A 14,986-nucleotide genomic window follows, 5' to 3' on the forward strand; every position below is an offset into this window, starting at 1 on the left:
TGGTGAATCGTCAGGCGCCGGCGCGTGCGGGCTCTCTAAGCTTCTCGTACGCTTGGAGTTGGACAGAATGCTCGTGTGACAGGAAGTCCTGCACGGGCACGCCGCCCACGGTGGCTTCGAAGCTGTGCTCGTGATCGCGCCACAGGAAGCTTTCTTCCAGGCTCCGGATCCGTCGCAGCAGGGCGCCGGGGGGAGGCTGTTGCCAGTCGAGGTCGCTGAAGCTTGGCACCGTAGCCTCGTTGTCGGCGTCAAACCTCTTCTCCACATCCACAGCGATCAAGACGAGGCCTCCAGGCTTGGTGACTTCCGCAAGGAAGAAGAAGTGGAGCTTGAGAAAACGATCGTTGAATCGGCGCCAGAGTTCTCCGGCCTTCGCCATTGTGCGCTGCAGCACAGCTGTCTGGTCGATTGAGGGGGAGCCCTGGTCTGGGGAGGCGAACTTGGCGAACAGTGCTGATCGAAAACCCATGAGTGGCGGCGTCGCGGCAAAGGCGGCGACCATCTCACTGTAGCTGACATCCCATTCGCGTTGGCACGTGTCGGCGAGCTCGGAGGCCGTCTGCGGAATGCTTGCCTCGGGCAGAATGAGATCGACGATCTGCTGGGGATGCTCCAGCTTGGCGAGAACGTCGGCGGCGGTGGCGCTACCTTCGACGACCTGGTTCAGTTCGGAGCAGAGCTTCTCCCCACACCGTCCGGTCAAGTCGGCGATGACGCCGGATACCCTCTGCTTTCCGAGTTTTGCCTCCAGGCTTGCGGTGGCGGACTGAACCACGCTCGGCACGATGTCCACGATACCGACGTCGGAGAAGTAGTCGCTCAATCGGTAGTCGTCGTATTCGGCGAACAGGGGCGCGTGCGGACCCGGAGCGATATAGAGGAGTGATTGGCCGGGCCCGGCATGGGTGGTGATCGCGCGTTGAACGCCGGATCGCAGCTTGCTGTAGAGCGTGTCTTCCCACGGCGTGGTGAACCAGCCGTAGTCCATCATGTGAACGTGGTTGAGGTAGCGCTGCTGGAGGGCCGTGTAGTTCGTCAGCTCAACGCCCAGGCTCATGAGCGACGCCTGCTTGAGGTAGAGATTGGCGTTGGCGCTCGCGCTCCCCGCGTCCTGCGCCGCCATGGTAATGCGAACCCGGCGCTTCAGCTCTCTGAGCCAGCCGGTGAGCTGGGCGTGGGGCACCTCGACATACTTCAGCTTTCGACGGGCCCAGACTTCCTCGACGAACCTGGGAAGGCCCGAGCCCACGTAGAAGGACGCCGGCTTGAAGGTGTTCAGCAGGGAGTGCGACGTCCCGTAGATCCGCAGGAAGTTCGGGTCCGTAAGCCCCGCGCCGACGATCAGGGTCGGAAACTGGCTGAACAGGGACAAGACGACCGCCGTCATAGCGTCGCGCTTGCGATCAAAGTCGAGATAATCGAAGCGTGTAAGCACCTGTGTGCTCGGATCGGTCCGGCACCCATGCATCTTGATGAGCGGGGTCGCTCTGCCTGTGATCCCTGCCCTTGCGACGGTCTCGTCCGAGACGGCTTTAATGTACTTCACCTTCTGGAGCCTGAAGGCGTCCTCAAGCAGCGTGTCCAGGTTGGTCGTGACAACAGCGGCCCACGGAATCCCAGCAATCAGTTCGTGTGCTTCCTGTATCCGGTAGTCTGGAGCAACCTCCAGTTCCTTGGCGACGGCGTCAGTGTACTCAGAGTGGAATTTGTCCTTGGCATACTGGAGGTATTCTAAGGGAAAATTCCTGACATTATCCTCGGTCGCCTCGGCGCCATCGCCGTGATACCTATGAAGCCTCGCCTGCATTCGCTTGACGAACTGATCCCATACCGGGAGCGCGGTCGTGTGCTTCGACAGCCCAGAACCGACGAAGAGAACGCAGCGCCGACTTGAAATCGCTTCTACGAGATCCGGCGGGAAGTCCGCATCTGAGTAGGCAACCAACTTCACCTCCCGCGATTGCGTTTTTCCAGTCCGGCGCCTTTAGTTGCACGCGTCAAGGTGGTGCCGGCGGGGATGGCGCTGGGGCGTGTCGCTTTCAGGCGTTGGGGCGGGTGAGCAGAAACGCTGCAACCGCGGTGAGCGACAGCGCGACGCCTGAGAGCACCCAGACGTTCCGCGTGGTCAACACGAGGATGCCGAAACTGGCAGCCATCAGGGCTATCGCCGTCGCCTTGGCCTTGACCGGGATGGCCCCCCGGTCCTGCCAGTCGCGCAAGAACGGGCCGAACCGAGCGTGGTTGCGCAGCCGCTCAGCCAACTCGGGAGAGCCCTTGGCGAAAGCCCAGGCGGCGACGAGCAGGAATGGCGTTGTGGGCAGGACCGGCAGCACGACGCCGGCGGTGGCAAGGCCCACGGCGGCCCATCCGACGCCGCGATAGATGAGGGTGGCGATCCGGCCCGGCGCCGATGGGGCCGGAGAGTCCGGCGACGCAGGCTCGGGCGGAGGCGTCATCGCCCGCACTCACTGACCCCCGCAGCCGATCCTCGCAAGGGCGAACGCCTGCGGTCGCCGTTCAACGCCGCGGTGCGTAGGGCGAGAGCGAGAGCGGCGCCGGTGTGTCGCGCCGATCCGCCCAGGGCGCCGGCGAAGGGGCGGCGGTGACGGTGGCCCGCACGGGGCCGAACCCGAAGCTGACGTCTCCTTGGGCCTGGGGGCCGGGAAGTCCGGCCGTCGGGCGGCCCGCGCCTGCGAAGCTGTCCCGCAGCGACGCTGCGGGCCCGGAGGCCGGCTTCAGGTGCTGCGCCACGTCCGCAGGGCGCGCGGGCGTCCCGGAGGCGGTCAGTGCAAGCGCCGGCGTCGCGGCGACAAGCGCCAGGGCGGCGAAGAGGACGAGACGCATGCCGGACTCCTGTGGACGGCAGAGCGTGGCGCCAGCCGGCGGGCGGGGTCAACCCGCGGCGTGCCGGCTGCGGGCGGCCTGCGCGGCCGGTCGGGTGTGGCAGCGCATCAGCCAGTCGGCGACGGCCGGGCTGCGCTCGAACGAGATCCTGCGGGCGCGCGACGGCGAGAGCACGCCTGCCACGTTCAGGTCGGCCACGGTGAAGTGGTCGGCCGCCAGCCAGGATCGCCCGGTCAAGGCGCGCTCGAGGACGCCGAGGCTTCGCGCCACTTCCGCGTCCGCCGCCTCGCCGGCCTGCGCCCGGAGGCCGGCCAGCCGCTCGTCCTGCTGGACCCACGGCTCGAGCTGGCCATGCGCCCAGAAGCTCCATCGCAGGACGTCGGCGACGGCCTGCGGACCGTGCGGATAGAGGGGCTCGGGGCCCGCGTCGCCATATCGCTGCGCCAGGTGCAGCGCGATGGCCATGGATTCGGCGACCACGACCCCGTCGTCCACGATCATCGGAATCGCGCCGGCGGGGTTCAGCGCCAGGAACTCAGGCGACTTCAGCGCGGGGGAATTCCATTCAAGCGGCGCATGCTCGTACTCGAGACCCAGTTCAGCCGCGATCCAGAGCGTACGCATCGTACGCGAGCGGGCCGATCCATAGATGACGAGCGCCATGACCCAGGCTGAGGCTGCGCCGCGCGCCCCGTCAATCGCGTTCAGGCCGCGGTGTTCTCGAGCCGGGTCAGCCAGTAGTCCGCGTCGTAGTCCGCCTCGCCGGTCAGGTAGCGCCAGAGCTTGATGCGGTTCACGAACTCCAACCGCCCCGTGTCCTGCTCGAACCAGGGCTCGGGGGTCATCAGGATCGTCTCGACCGTGTCGGGGGCGGGTGGGGCCTTGCGGAAGAAGATCGGCCGCGGGGCCGGCGGGCCGTTCAGGTCGGACGCGTCCCACTGGCGCACCTGGGATCCGGAGGCGTTCGCGCGGATCTTGAACATGTAGCGCGTGCGGTCCGATCGATTGACCCCGCCGCCGTGCCAGAGCCCGTGGTGCAGGAAGAGCAGCGTGCCGGCCGGGCAGACCACGTGCTGCTGGCCCCGGATGTTCTGGTAGCGGCCGACGGCGACCTCGGAGACCTTGCGCAGGTGGGTGCCGGGTACGAAGCGCGTGCCGCCCATGTCGGCCGTCACCTCGTGCGGGTAGTACATGAGCTGGACGTCGAACCGCAGGCGCGGGTCGATGGTGGAGTCCTGGTGCGTGTGCTGCGACACGTTCTCCGCGCCGCCCGCCTCGTAGTAGGCCGGCGGGAACGTGATGTGCAGGAAGTGGTGGTCGAAGACCGGCGCCTCGCCCAGCAGGCTGCGGAACGCGCCGGCCACCCGCGGCAGCGCCATCAGGCGGCCCAGCGCGCTGTCCACGGGATAAGTGTCGGCCAGCGGCCGCCCGGGCGGCGCCTCGGGGATGCCGCTGCCCGCCAGGGTCTGGGCGTAAACCTGCATCACCCGCCGTCCCTCGGCGGCGGCCTCCACCGCGCCGGCCTCCTCCATGAACTGGTCGTTGATGTCGGCAGGCACGGCGGCGTCGAAGCGGAGGAAGCCGCGCGCCACGAAGCGGGCGACCTCGACCGAGCTCAGCAGGGTCATGGCGCGATCTCCACGAGCTGTTCGAACCAGAACTCGTACTTCAGATAGGCGAGGTCGAACTCTTCCCCGCGCGCGTGCGGATTGAGCTGCGACGCCTGGAACAGGCGCCACCCGTCGCGCAGCGCCGCCAGGCCGGTGGGGTAGGGCGGCGCGTCCTGATCGCCGGCCATCCGGAAGGTCTCGCCGGTCCCGTCGTACATCGACCAGGCCACCACGGGCGCGTCGAGCGCCGAGTTCGCCAGATAGAGCACGAGCACCTTCTGCCGTCGCACGCGTCGGATCCCCCTGGAGACAGCTTGGCACGGCCGCCGGAAAAGGCCAGCGCGGGGCGGCTTCAGGTGATCTGCGTCACCCGAAGCGAGTTGGTGCCGCCGGAACGTCCGAACGGGACCCCCGCGATCACGACGATTTCGTCCCGCCGCCGCGCGAAGCCCGACTGCCGCGCCAGGGCGGCCGCCTGCGACACCGTCTCGGTCATGGTGTGGGTGGCCTCGGAGGTCAGGGCGTGCACGCCCCAAACCAGCGCCATGCGCCGCGCCGTCTGCAGGCTGGGCGTCAGGCCCAGGATCGGCGTGTCGGGCCGCTCGCGGGACATCCGGATCACGGTGCGGCCCGAGAGCGAGAACGCCGCGATCGCCTTGGCCTCGATGGTCTCGGCCACCTGCCGGGCGGCTGCGCAGATGGCGTCGGCGGACGACTTCTCGGGCTTGGGCCGCATGCCGGTGCGGGCCGCCTTGAGGTCGCTGTCCTCCTCGATGCGCGCGACGATGCGGTCCATCATCCGCACCGTCTCCACCGGATACTTGCCCGCCGCGCTCTCGGCCGAGAGCATCACGGCGTCGGCGCCGTCGAACACCGCGGTCGAGACGTCGGAGGCCTCGGCGCGCGTGGGCGCCGGGTTCTCGATCATGCTCTCCATCATCTGCGTCGCCACGACCACGGGCCGCCCGAAGCGGTGCGCGGCGCGGATCAGCCGCTTCTGCAGCAGCGGCACCTCCTCGGCGGGCATCTCCACCCCGAGGTCGCCCCGCGCCACCATGATGGCGTCGGAGAGCCGCAGTACGTCGTCGATGCAGGCAAGGGCGCCCGGCTTCTCGATCTTCGAGAGGATGAACGCCCGGTCGCCGACCAGCTCGCGCGCCTCGGCCACGTCGTCGGGGCGCTGGACGAAGGACAGGCCGATGTAGTCGCAGCCGTGTTCCAGCGCGAAGGCGAGGTCCGAGCGGTCCTTCTTCGTGAGCGCGGGAATGGGCAGCGTCAGTCCCGGCAGGTTCACGCCCTTGTGGTCCGTGAGGCGCCCGCCGACGATGACGCGGGTGTCGAGGAACTCCGGCGTCTGGCGGGTCACCTCCAGCCGGATACGGCCGTCGTCCAGCAGCAGCAGCGAGCCCGGTCCCGCGGCGGCCATGATCTCGGGGTGCGGCAGCTGGGCCCGCTGGCTGTCGCCTGGCCGCTCCTGCAGGTCGAGCCGGAAGCTGCGGCCCCACTGCAGGACGACCCCGCCGCCGGCGAAGCGGCCGACGCGCAGCTTCGGGCCCTGGAGGTCGGCGAGGATGCCGATGGGGCGGCCGGTCTTCTTCTCGATGCGGCGGATGCGGTCGACGACGGCGGCGTGGTCGTCCTGGGCGCCGTGGCTGAAGTTGAGGCGGAAGACGTCGGCCCCCGTGCGGAAGAGCTCCTCGAGCTTCTCGGGGCTCGACGAGGCAGGGCCGATGGTGGCCACGATCTTCACCCGCCGGCGGCGCCTTATGCCTTCAGCCACCCGGGCCATCTCCCTGCCGAATCCTGGGCCCCAAGGTGGCCTTCCGCCCTCGCACAGGCAACCGTCGCCGGGAGAAACAGGTTGCCTGATTGTCGGGACGCGGGCGGTGCGCACGTCCTTGGGCCACACCATCGCGATGGAGGATGACATGACTTACGTGGACGGCTTCGTTCTGGCGGTTCCGAAGGCCAAGCTCGACGCCTATAGGGCGCAGGCGGCTCTGGGCGCCCAGGTCTGGATGGAGCACGGGGCGCTCTCCTACGTCGAGGCGCTGGCCGACGACACGCCCTACGGCGAGCTCACCTCCTTTCCGCGCTCCGTCATGGCGCAGGAGGACGAGGTGGTCGTCTTCTCGTACGTCACCTACGCCGACCGGGCGGCGCGCGACGCCGTTCTCGCAAAGGTCATGGCCGACGAGCGGCTGAAGAACACCGAGATGGCCTTCGACGGAAAGCGCATGATCTACGGCGGATTCCAGATCTTCGTGGAGGCGTAGGGCCGCGCCCGCGGCGGGCGTGCAGTTCGCGTGCAGGCGGGGTCCGGATGTGACGTACCCGCGCCGCATTACCGGGAATTATCTTGGCGCGGACGCGCGGCGGGGGGAGACAGGCTCCGGACGACCGCATTCGTGGGGAGCTGAGCTTTAGCCTTGATCGCCCTCGCCGCCGCCATGCAGCTGTCGATCGGGGGCGTGGACCTGCCGCGCCTGCCGCCGATCGAGCGCCCGCCACAGATCACCTACCTCGACCGCAGCGGCGCCGTGATCGGCGTGCGCGGCGGCCGCTACGCCCCGCCCCTGGACGTGAGCCGCCTGCCGAAGCACGTGCCGGGCGCCGTGGTCGCGATCGAGGACCGCCGCTTCTACGAGCACGCGGGCGTGGATCCGCGCGGCGTCGCCAGCGCCATCGTGGGCGCGCTCGACGGCGGCCGGATGCGCGGCGCCTCGACCATCACCCAGCAGACCGCGCGCCTGCTGTTCCTGAACCAGGACCGCACGCTGGAGCGCAAGGCCATCGAGGCCGCCTACGCCGTCCAGCTGGAGCGCGCCTACACCAAGCCCCAGATCCTGGGCATGTACATGAGCCGGGCCTACTTCGGGGCCGGGGCCTACGGCTATGAAGCCGCGGCGCAGCGCTACTTCAACAAGCCCGCGGCGAAGCTCTCGATCAAGGAAGCCGCCATGCTGGCGGGCGTCCTGAAGTCGCCGACCAACTACAATCCGATCGAACAGCCCGAACGGTGCCTGGAGCGGGCCAATCTGGTGCTGGACGTGATGGTCGAGACCGGCGTGATCACCGCCGCCCAGGCCGCGAAGGCGAAGGCGCAGAAGCCGCGCGTCTGGAAGACGCCGCCGAACGGGGCGTCCCAGTACTTCGTCGACTGGGTGGACGGGCAGGTCCGCCAGATGATGCCGAAGCTCAGCCGCGACCTCACGGTGGAGACGACGCTGGACCAGGCCATGTCGCGGGCGGCGGGCGATGCGGCGCGCACCGTGGTGGCCGCCCACAAGGCCCAGTCCGCCGAGCAGGCGGCGATCGTCGCGGTGGACGGGCAGGGCCGGGTCCGCGCCCTGGTGGGCGGCACGGACCACGCGCGCGCGCCCTACAACCGGGCCGTCTCGGCCCGGCGGCAGGCGGGCTCGGCCTGGAAGCCGTTCGTCTACCTCACCGCCCTGGAGCAGGGCCGGACGCCGGAGACGCCGGTGACCGACGAGCCCGTCACCATCGCCGGCTGGTCGCCGAGCAACTACGAGACCGGCGTCTTCCTGGGCCCCATCACGCTGGAGACGGCGCTCGCCAGGTCGGTCAATACGGTGGCGGCGCGCGTCGCCGACGAGGTGGGCCGGCCGGCGGTGGCGGCGACCGCGCGGCGCGTGGGCATCCAGTCGGCGGTGAACACCGATCCGGCCATGGCGCTGGGCACGACGCTGGTGTCGCCGCTCGAGATGACCCAGGCCTACGCCGCCTTCTCCAACGGCGGCCAGCGCGTCCAGGCCTACGGGATCGAGCGGATCCGGCAGGGCGGCAAGGTGATCTACCAGAAGCGGCCGTCGGCCCCGGCGCCCGCGGTCGCCAATCCGGCGCTCAGCGACCTCAACCGCATGCTGCGCACGGTGATGACCGCCGGCACGGGCGGGCGCGCCAACGTCCCCGGCTACGACCTGGCGGGCAAGACGGGGACCACGTCGGACTACAAGGACGCTTGGTTCTGCGGCTACACGGCCAACTTCGCCAGCTGCGCCTGGATGGGCCGCGACGACGCCAGGCCCATGGGCCGCATCAGCGGGGCGACGGCGCCGTCCGAGATGTGGCGCAGCTTCATGACCGTCGCGCTGAAGCGTGTTCCCAGGGCGCCGATCCCGGCCGGCGCGCCGCCCGCGGTCCCGCTCCCGGCCGTCCAGGTCGCGGCCCAGGCCCTCCCGGCCGACGACGCCTCGGACGAGCCCCCGACGGACTAGCTCCCACCGCGCTGGCGTTCAGGCGCTGGGCAGGAGCCCCTGCGGCGGGTCGGCGCGGAGACCGTGCACGGGGGTCAGGACCGCGCGCTCGATCATCTCCGCCATCGTGTCGGCGTCCACGTCCTCGAAGTGGTTCAGCCACCAGGCGAGCAGGTTCAGGATCGTCGACACCAGGTGGAAGAGCAGCAGGTCGTCGAGCGGTCCGCGGGGCGACGACGCCCGCGCCCGGCTCATGGTCTCCAGCGTCTGGCGCAGCATGCCGGTCCGCACCGTTTCGCCGGCGCCGCCGGCGATCAGGGCCCGGTGGATGGGCAGGTTGTCCTCGACGAAGGCGCAGAGCGAGCGCGCCGCGCCGCGGCGGTCTTTCGCCAGGAGCAGCGGCCGCACGCGGCCGAGGAACGCCTGGGTCAGCATGTCGGCGACGTCCGCCAGCAGCGCTTCCTTGTCGGCGTAGTGGCGGAAGAAGGTCGCATACCCCACGCCCGCCCGCGCGGCGATGGCGCGCACCGTGATCGCCTCGAGGGACCGCTCGGCGGCGAGGTCGATCATCGCCTGCCGCAAGGCCTCGCGGCTGCGCACCACGCGGGCGTCCAGAACGCTGGTTGACATGGCGTGCGAGGCTTCCGTTATGATCCACTGTATATCGTAAGTGTCCCGACGCCCCGTCAAGCGAACCCTGCCCCAGACCCTGCGGCCGGCTGTTCCCACGGCGGCGGAACGAGGGCTAGGGGAGGACCGGGAATGATCACTTCGAAGACCGCGCGACGCGTGGCGCTTGCGGCGTCGCTGGCGGCCGCCGCACTGGTGGGCGCGAGCCTTTCCTCCGGCGCGGGCGCGCAGGCGCCGGCGGCCCAGCCGGTCGACGACTTCGTGCTGCCCGACCAGCACTATCTGGCGCGCCAGCTCTACCGCATGAGCGATGCGCCGGCGGTGGTGATCATCACCCACGCGGCGGGCGACGCGACGATCCGCAAGGACGCGCCGGCCTACATGGCGCTGAAGGCGGCCTACGCGCCCAGGGGCGTCGAGTTCATGATGGTGAACTCGAAGCTGGGCGACACCCGCGAGAAGGTGATCCCCGAGGCCAAGGCGGCCGGGATCGAGATGCCGATCCTGTTCGACTACAACCAGCTGATCGGCGAGGGCCTGGGCGTGACGCGCGCCGCCGAGGTCTTCGTGATCAATCCCAAGACCTGGACCGTGGCCTATCGCGGCCCCGTCGATGGGGCGAAGGCCGCGCTGGACGGCGTCATCGCCGGCGAGAGGGGCGGCACGGTCGTCCGCACCGCGCTGGGCGGCGCCATCCCGTTCCCGGAACGCGGCAGGGCGCACGACAAGATCAGCTACGCCAAGACCATCGCGCCGATCATCGAGAAGAAGTGCGCCACCTGCCACCAGCCCGGTGGCATCGGCCCCATGGCGCTGAACAGCTACGAGCAGGTGAAGGGCTTCTCGCCCATGATCCGCGAGGTGATCCGCACCCATCGGATGCCGCCGTACCTGGCCGACCCGACCGTGGGGGCCTTCGCCGACGACGACCGCCTGTCGGCCGACCAGATCAAGACCCTGGTGCATTGGGTCGAGGCCGGCGCGCCGCGCGGCAAGGGCGAGGACCCGCTGGCCAAGATCAAGTTCCAGGCGCCGGACTGGCCGCTCGGCAAGCCGGACGTGATCGTCGAGATTCCCGAGATCAAGATCCCGGCCACCGGGGTGATGGACTATACGCGCCCGGTGGTGCCGAGCGTGCTGACCGAAGGCCGCTGGATGAAGGCGACCACCTTCCGCGTCACCGACCGCCAGGTGGTGCACCACATCCTCACCGGCGTGGTCGAAGGCGAGCAGAAGCACGGCGCCACGGCCAGCGAGAGCCAGTGGGGCGCCTCGCTGGGCGGCTACGGCCCCGGCCGCGGCTCCAACATCTCGCCGAAGGACACCGGTACCTGGGTGCCGCCGTCGGGTGGGATCGCCTTCCAGAACCACTACACGCCCTATGGCCGCGAGACGGTCGAGAAGACCCAGATGGGCCTCTACTTCTATCCCAAGGGCCAGGAGCCGAAGTACGTGCTCCGCACCTTCGGCATCTTCGACTTCTCGCTGGTGATCCCGCCGGGCGCGGAGTGGCACCAGGAGAGCGCCTACATCGATGTGCCCAAGGAGATGGTGCTCTACGGCCTGACCCCGCACGCGCACCATCGCGGCGGTTCGGTCCAGGTCTCGGTCATCTACCCGAACGGCAAGGAGCAGCGGCTCCTGTCGCTGCCGCGCTACGAGTTCGAGTGGCAGTACGAGTACTTCCTGAAGGAGCCCCTGAAGATCCCGGCGGGTTCGAAGGTGGTCACCCGCTGGACCTTCGACAACTCCAAGCGCAACCCCTCGAATCCCGACCCAAAGGTCGAGGTGCGCTGGGGCGAGCAGTCCTCGGAGGAGATGCTCGCGCTCTACCTTCACTACCGCTGGACCGACGAGACCGTCGCCAACCAGAAGCCCGAGAACGACAAGCTGATGCAGGCGGGCCTGATGATCGGCGTCATGGACGACGACATGAACGGCAAGCTCACCAAGACCGAGCTCAAGGGCAACATGGGCGAGAACCTGGGCAAGTACTTCGCCATGATCGACGCCAACAAGGACGGCGGCGTCGACCGCAAGGAGCTCGACGCGGCGATGAAGCTGATGCCGCGGCGGCGCGGGGGCGGCAACGCCGCCGGCGGCGCCCCGACCCCGGCCGGCGGCGTCCCCGGCGGCTTCTGAGGCGGAAGAGGCGGACGGCCAGCCCCTCGGGCTCGGCCGACGGCCGACCCCAGGCCCGGCTCCCAACGAGGGGTTGAGAGGGTAACCTTCCCGCTCGGCCACCCGGGTTCCCGTATACCGGAGGGAAGTGTGGGCGCATCCACGGCGGGTGCGGTAGAGTCGGCCGCCTCTGCCTGGAGTCTCCGATGCCGCGCGACCGCCTCGTCACCCTGAACGCCCTGACGGATCAGGGGGTTGTGCCGGTGTTCTACCATCCGGATCCCGAGGTCTGCGCCGGCGTGATCCAGGCCTGCGCCAACGGCGGGGCCAAGTGCATCGAGTTCACCAACCGGGGCGACTTCGCCGCCGATGTGTTCCGCGAGGTGACGCGCCACTTCGCCAAGGTGGACCCCACCGTGATCATGGGCGTGGGCTCCATCGTGGATGCGCCGACCGCGGGGGTTTATCTGGCGCACGGGGCCAACTTCGTGGTGGGGCCGGTGCTGAACGCCGAGGTGGCGCGACTCTGCAACCGCCGCATGATCCCCTATTCGCCCGGATGTGCGACGCCGTCCGAGATCAGCATGGCGCACGAATTGGGCTGCGAGATCGTCAAGCTGTTCCCGGGCAGCACGGTGGGCGGGCCCGAGTTCGTGAAGGCGGTCCTGGGTCCGATGCCGTGGACGAAGATCATGCCCACCGGGGGCGTCGACGCCACCGAGGGGTCGCTGAAGCCCTGGTTCGACGCCGGCATCGTTGCCTGCGGCATGGGCTCGAACCTGGTCACCAAGGCCCTGCTGGAGGCCGGCGACTACGCGGGCATCGAGCAGCGGGTGCGCGAGACGGTCGAACTGATCCGGCGCCTGCGGGGCTGACGAGCCTGGGTTTTGTCTCCGGCGGCCGCGGCGTTACAATCGGGCCGGACCTGGATGGAAGCCATGAGCGACGCGATCGGCCCCGGCGACCTGGTGCTCTGCGTCAACGCGGCGCCGAACCACGTGACGGGACGCCCCGTGCCCCTGCAGGCGGGCGAGACCTACCGCGTGATGGGCGTGATGGACTACGCCTGCCCCTGCGGACGCTCCGATGCCCTGATCGACGTGGGCGTGGACTTCGCGTGGTGTCAGACCCGGTTCCGGCTGCTCCCGAAGCCGAAGGCCCAGGCGAAGACGCGAAAGGTCTCGGCGCCGAAGGAGAAGGAAGTCGTGCGCTAGGGTCCGCATTCATCCCCGGTCATCCCGGCGAAAGCCGGGATCCAGATGGGATAGCTCAGATGCGGGTTCCGTAGGTTCGGAATCTGGGTCCCGGCCTTCGCCGGGACGGTCGGAAGTTGTCGAAATCACTATCGAATTCGTTCTGAGTCCTAGGCGGCCCGGCGGCTTGATCTCTCTCAAGGCGACGGGGAAGCCCCGGCCGATAGTCGTCGCCATGCCGAGGCGAGTACGCCCTTGACCGCCGCATCGCGCCGGATCGCACGGATCGCCGGACCGACCGCCATCGCCCTGGCGACGACGGAAGCGGCGAACATGCACATCTTCGCAGCCCAGACGGCGCCCGTCGTCTACCTGAACGGGACGCTGCTGTTCGTGGCCGGAGTGGCCATGGTTCAGGCGCACAGTCGCTGGGCCTGGGGATGGCCCCTGCTCGTGACGCTGACCGGTTGGGGCGTACTGGGCCTCGGGCTTGCCCGCATGGCGGCGCCGGAGTCGACGCAGGCGAGCGAAGGCCCCGCGACGGCCGCGATCTTCCTGGGCCTTCTGCTGCTGGGCGGGCTGCTATCGTTCGTCGGCTACCGGCCTGCGCGCCGCGACGACGCGTCGGCCTAGGACTCCGGCTCGTCCGCCGCCGCCTTCGACTGGATCGCCAGGGCGTAGGCGAGCATGGCGGCGTTGCCGAAGAGGATGAGGGCGGCATAGGGCCCGGCGTTGACCGGCGAAAGCCCGGTGATCGGCGCGAACGCCAGCGTATAGGCGACGGCTCCGAACAGCCCCGGCAGCGCCGTCGCCACGGCGGCGGTCACGGCGTGGCGCGGCGGGGTCCTGCGCCAGTTCATGATCGAGCGCAGCAGGAGGCAGACCGTGATCGCGACGCTCACGGCGGCGGCGGCCAGCACCAGGGGTCCGTTCTCGAACAAGACGGCGCCGCCGAGCCGGAAGGTCACGGCCCCGCCCAGCCAGACGCCGAAGCCCAGGAGGGCGAGCACGCCCAGTTCACGACGATCCATGACGTTCCCCCAAGTCCCGAGGCCAAGCTTAGCCTATGTGGCCCGGAGCGCATCCCCGGCCGGCGCCGGAGGCTGGACGCGGCGGAGCCAGCCGGTAGGGTCGGGCCATGCGCCGCACGCTCCTCGCCCTTCTTTCGACCTTCGCCGCCGGCGCGGCCGTCGCCCAGGTGACGACGCACGACCTTGCGGTCCAGGCGCTGATGGCGACGAAGGTGAACCCGGCGGCGCTGGCGTTCTGGGCCGGCGGCAACGATCCGCCCGAAGGCGAGACCGCGGCGCAGGCCGAGGCGCGCTGGGCGGCGGCGCTGAAGGGCGCGCAGGATCTTCAGGCCGGTGGGCGGGACCTCCTGAAACACTCCCGCCCGGGCCGCTGGGACGAGTTCGCCCGGCTGATGATCGAGGGCGGCGAGAAGGGGGAGGCCGCCGCGCGGGCGAAGGACATGGACGCAGCGTTCCTGGTGGGCGGCGATCAGGTCTACAACGCCTGCAACGGCTGCCATAAGACCTACATCCCGACCCCGGCCCGCCTCCCGTAGCGCGCCGCCCCGGAACCGCCACATCCCCGCCGCGAACACCATGCAACGGAGCCCGATGCGCTCGACCGCCCTCGCGCTCGCCCTGAGCTTCCCTGTCCCCCTGCTGCTCGCGGCCGGGACGGCCGCCGCCGAACCGGTGCAGGAGGCCCGCTCGGCCGTCGGCGCCTGCCTGGCCGCCGTGATCGACGCCGCGCCCGTGGAGGACATCGACGGCGACGACGTCACGATCCGCCGCGGGAAGGACCCCGTCAGCTGCACCGTCCGGGTGACTGCGGGCGAGCCGGTGGTGATCCGCGAGGCTGTGCTCACGGCGCTGAAGCGGCGGGCGGAGCTGTTCACGCCGGCCCGCACCCGCTGGGAGGCCGGCGCCTGGGCCTCGCGGGAGACCTTCTGCAACCTGCCCGGCCGAAGGGCGCTCGCGGTGTTCGTCTCGACGGCCAAGCCGGGCGCGCAGCCCGTGCTGACGGCGACGGTCTTCGAGGACCGGACCCGGGACAAGCGCTGCGACCAGGATCTCGGCGTCCAGACGGTGGCGGCGGCCGAACCTTCGGCCCCGCCCACGGCCACCGCCGCGGCGCAGGCCACCACCGCCGCGCCCGAGCCGGCACGCGTTCCGGCGCAGGCCGAGGCGCCGAAGAAGAAGCGCAGCCTGCTGTCCAGGATCCCGGGCCTGGGGAAGAAGGACTAGGACCAATCCACATTCAGGATTCCCAGATCTGAAGGGTGCTGAATCAATCCGTCTCCGGGTTTCTGATTCGGAGCGGGTTGATGGGCGTGAAGCGCTACGAGCTGAGCAGGGCGCAG

General features: G+C 69.8%; 17 protein-coding genes. 8 read left to right on the forward strand and 9 right to left on the reverse strand.

Annotation, left to right across the window (positions count from 1 at the left end):
* Positions 1–10: 10 nt before the first annotated feature.
* The 7 genes from AC2D8W_RS18880 to pyk form a co-directional block, all read right to left on the reverse strand.
* Entirely contained in the window at positions 11–1,945 is a 1,935-nt protein-coding gene (locus AC2D8W_RS18880; protein WP_484672822.1) for an SIR2 family protein, read from the reverse strand.
* 94 nt (positions 1,946–2,039) lie between these two features.
* Positions 2,040–2,456, reverse strand: a complete 417-nt coding sequence (locus tag AC2D8W_RS18885; protein ID WP_484672823.1) for a YbaN family protein — start codon at positions 2,454–2,456, stop codon at positions 2,040–2,042.
* 61 nt (positions 2,457–2,517) lie between these two features.
* On the reverse strand, positions 2,518–2,844 hold the full coding sequence (locus AC2D8W_RS18890; protein ID WP_484672824.1) for a hypothetical protein: 327 nt from the start codon (positions 2,842–2,844) through the stop codon (positions 2,518–2,520).
* A gap of 48 nt (positions 2,845–2,892) precedes the next feature.
* Positions 2,893–3,507, reverse strand: a complete 615-nt coding sequence (locus AC2D8W_RS18895) for a glutathione S-transferase family protein (protein WP_484672825.1) — start codon at positions 3,505–3,507, stop codon at positions 2,893–2,895.
* Positions 3,508–3,548: 41 nt separating this feature from the next.
* Positions 3,549–4,472 (reverse strand): phytanoyl-CoA dioxygenase family protein, encoded by a 924-nt coding sequence (locus tag AC2D8W_RS18900; RefSeq protein WP_484672826.1) that lies wholly within the window; start codon positions 4,470–4,472, stop codon positions 3,549–3,551.
* Entirely contained in the window at positions 4,469–4,744 is a 276-nt protein-coding gene (locus AC2D8W_RS18905; RefSeq protein WP_293483694.1) for a hypothetical protein, read from the reverse strand. Before AC2D8W_RS18905 ends, AC2D8W_RS18900 begins: the two co-directional genes overlap by 4 nt.
* Before the next feature lie 62 nt (positions 4,745–4,806).
* Positions 4,807–6,234 (reverse strand): pyruvate kinase, encoded by a 1,428-nt coding sequence (pyk, locus tag AC2D8W_RS18910; RefSeq protein WP_484672827.1) that lies wholly within the window; start codon positions 6,232–6,234, stop codon positions 4,807–4,809.
* A 148-nt stretch (positions 6,235–6,382) separates the two neighbouring features.
* Between pyk and AC2D8W_RS18915 the strand changes: the two genes are divergently transcribed.
* Both AC2D8W_RS18915 and AC2D8W_RS18920 read left to right on the forward strand, forming a co-directional pair.
* Entirely contained in the window at positions 6,383–6,730 is a 348-nt protein-coding gene (locus tag AC2D8W_RS18915) for a DUF1428 domain-containing protein (protein WP_484672828.1), read from the forward strand.
* 153 nt (positions 6,731–6,883) lie between these two features.
* Positions 6,884–8,692, forward strand: coding sequence for a transglycosylase domain-containing protein (locus tag AC2D8W_RS18920; protein ID WP_484672829.1), 1,809 nt, complete (start codon positions 6,884–6,886; stop codon positions 8,690–8,692).
* A gap of 18 nt (positions 8,693–8,710) precedes the next feature.
* Here AC2D8W_RS18920 and AC2D8W_RS18925 read toward each other — a convergent pair whose 3' ends face one another.
* The gene (locus AC2D8W_RS18925; protein ID WP_293483700.1) at positions 8,711–9,301 is read right to left on the reverse strand and encodes a TetR/AcrR family transcriptional regulator; all 591 of its coding nucleotides are present in this window, start codon (positions 9,299–9,301) and stop codon (positions 8,711–8,713) included.
* 132 nt (positions 9,302–9,433) lie between these two features.
* On the opposite strand from AC2D8W_RS18925, the gene AC2D8W_RS18930 reads away from it, so the two are divergent.
* From AC2D8W_RS18930 to AC2D8W_RS18945, 4 genes are all read left to right on the forward strand, one after another.
* Positions 9,434–11,443 carry a monooxygenase gene (locus AC2D8W_RS18930; protein ID WP_484672830.1) on the forward strand — a complete coding sequence of 670 codons (2,010 nt, stop codon included), beginning with the start codon at positions 9,434–9,436 and terminating at the stop codon, positions 11,441–11,443.
* A gap of 185 nt (positions 11,444–11,628) precedes the next feature.
* Complete coding sequence (locus AC2D8W_RS18935; protein ID WP_484672831.1) at positions 11,629–12,297, forward strand: bifunctional 4-hydroxy-2-oxoglutarate aldolase/2-dehydro-3-deoxy-phosphogluconate aldolase; 669 nt, start codon at positions 11,629–11,631, stop codon at positions 12,295–12,297.
* A 63-nt stretch (positions 12,298–12,360) separates the two neighbouring features.
* On the forward strand, positions 12,361–12,636 hold the full coding sequence (locus AC2D8W_RS18940) for a hypothetical protein (RefSeq protein ID WP_484672832.1): 276 nt from the start codon (positions 12,361–12,363) through the stop codon (positions 12,634–12,636).
* 234 nt (positions 12,637–12,870) lie between these two features.
* Positions 12,871–13,248 (forward strand): hypothetical protein, encoded by a 378-nt coding sequence (locus AC2D8W_RS18945; protein WP_484672833.1) that lies wholly within the window; start codon positions 12,871–12,873, stop codon positions 13,246–13,248.
* Here AC2D8W_RS18945 and AC2D8W_RS18950 read toward each other — a convergent pair.
* The gene (locus AC2D8W_RS18950) at positions 13,245–13,646 is read right to left on the reverse strand and encodes a DUF5367 family protein (protein WP_484672834.1); all 402 of its coding nucleotides are present in this window, start codon (positions 13,644–13,646) and stop codon (positions 13,245–13,247) included. The two genes, AC2D8W_RS18945 and AC2D8W_RS18950, sit on opposite strands and share 4 nt — an antisense overlap.
* 107 nt (positions 13,647–13,753) lie before the next feature.
* On the opposite strand from AC2D8W_RS18950, the gene AC2D8W_RS18955 reads away from it, so the two are divergent.
* On the forward strand, positions 13,754–14,182 hold the full coding sequence (locus tag AC2D8W_RS18955; protein ID WP_293483707.1) for a hypothetical protein: 429 nt from the start codon (positions 13,754–13,756) through the stop codon (positions 14,180–14,182).
* A 55-nt stretch (positions 14,183–14,237) separates the two neighbouring features.
* The gene (locus tag AC2D8W_RS18960) at positions 14,238–14,870 is read left to right on the forward strand and encodes a hypothetical protein (protein WP_484672835.1); all 633 of its coding nucleotides are present in this window, start codon (positions 14,238–14,240) and stop codon (positions 14,868–14,870) included.
* Positions 14,871–14,986 lie beyond the last annotated feature (116 nt).

It is taken from the genome of Phenylobacterium sp. T106 (assembly GCF_057219735.1).

What these genes read in the sequence shown, in the direction of transcription:
- AC2D8W_RS18940 (WP_484672832.1), top strand. Translation starts at nt 12,361, where the DNA reads ATGAGCGACGCGATCGGCCCCGGCGACCTGGTGCTCTGCGTCAACGCG.
- AC2D8W_RS18955 (WP_293483707.1), top strand. Translation starts at nt 13,754, where the DNA reads ATGCGCCGCACGCTCCTCGCCCTTCTTTCGACCTTCGCCGCCGGCGCG.
- AC2D8W_RS18930 (WP_484672830.1), top strand. Translation starts at nt 9,434, where the DNA reads ATGATCACTTCGAAGACCGCGCGACGCGTGGCGCTTGCGGCGTCGCTG.
- AC2D8W_RS18900 (WP_484672826.1), bottom strand. Translation starts at nt 4,472, where the DNA reads ATGACCCTGCTGAGCTCGGTCGAGGTCGCCCGCTTCGTGGCGCGCGGC.
- AC2D8W_RS18935 (WP_484672831.1), top strand. Translation starts at nt 11,629, where the DNA reads ATGCCGCGCGACCGCCTCGTCACCCTGAACGCCCTGACGGATCAGGGG.
- AC2D8W_RS18890 (WP_484672824.1), bottom strand. Translation starts at nt 2,844, where the DNA reads ATGCGTCTCGTCCTCTTCGCCGCCCTGGCGCTTGTCGCCGCGACGCCG.
- AC2D8W_RS18960 (WP_484672835.1), top strand. Translation starts at nt 14,238, where the DNA reads ATGCGCTCGACCGCCCTCGCGCTCGCCCTGAGCTTCCCTGTCCCCCTG.
- AC2D8W_RS18925 (WP_293483700.1), bottom strand. Translation starts at nt 9,301, where the DNA reads ATGTCAACCAGCGTTCTGGACGCCCGCGTGGTGCGCAGCCGCGAGGCC.
- AC2D8W_RS18895 (WP_484672825.1), bottom strand. Translation starts at nt 3,507, where the DNA reads ATGGCGCTCGTCATCTATGGATCGGCCCGCTCGCGTACGATGCGTACG.
- AC2D8W_RS18950 (WP_484672834.1), bottom strand. Translation starts at nt 13,646, where the DNA reads ATGGATCGTCGTGAACTGGGCGTGCTCGCCCTCCTGGGCTTCGGCGTC.
- AC2D8W_RS18915 (WP_484672828.1), top strand. Translation starts at nt 6,383, where the DNA reads ATGACTTACGTGGACGGCTTCGTTCTGGCGGTTCCGAAGGCCAAGCTC.
- AC2D8W_RS18885 (WP_484672823.1), bottom strand. Translation starts at nt 2,456, where the DNA reads ATGACGCCTCCGCCCGAGCCTGCGTCGCCGGACTCTCCGGCCCCATCG.